Below are 688 nucleotides of genomic sequence, written 5' to 3' on the forward strand. Positions count from 1 at the left end.
CCAATTAAGGTAACGGAATATAGGCTGATTCACATCTTACGAACGCCATTCTTTGAAGCAGCATGACTTTCTGATTTTAACGCTCGTTAACTTCTAAATATGCCCAATAGTTTTCAAAACTATCCAATGGTTCGGATACCAGTACCTTGATCACGAAGCTCATCAAGCACAAAGAGAACCCGGAAATTTCACCTATGCTTAAACAAAGAATAATGTTTTGAATTTCCTATCGACTTTCTCACTAAAGATAAGAGGCACATGAGAATGACCGGCTCCAAATGGCAGTGGCTGCTTAAACAAATGACACGCAAACTGTGGGTTCGTACATCACTTTTCGCCTTACTTGCTGTTGTAACCGCCCTGATCTCTATTGTTTTAAATAAATTCATTACCCTGCCTCCCACCATCAATGTCAGTAATGAGCTGCTGAATAACATATTGAATATTCTCGCGACGTCGATGCTGGCGGTGACGACGTTTTCACTCAACATTATGGTTTCAGCGTACAGCGCGGCCAGTGCAGGGGTCACTCCTAGAGCTACTAAGCTATTGATGGAAGACAGCACAACGCAAAATGCTCTGGCGACTTTTCTTGGCTCATTCTTGTTTAGTTTGGTAGGCATCATCGCACTTGGTATTGGCGCCTATCACGAGCAGGCACAGATCTATTTGTTCATCGTAACCATGG

Annotated in this window: 1 protein-coding gene; it reads left to right on the forward strand. The window is 43.0% G+C overall.

Annotated elements, in window-relative coordinates:
* Positions 1 to 264: 264 nt before the first annotated feature.
* A partial coding sequence (locus R8O10_RS25270) for a DUF2254 family protein (protein WP_318191965.1) occupies positions 265 to 688 on the forward strand: 424 nt, incomplete at its 3' end.

Origin of the sequence: Vibrio sp. 1727 (assembly GCF_033344415.1) — a bacterium.
Taxonomy (GTDB): domain Bacteria; phylum Pseudomonadota; class Gammaproteobacteria; order Enterobacterales; family Vibrionaceae; genus Vibrio; species Vibrio alginolyticus.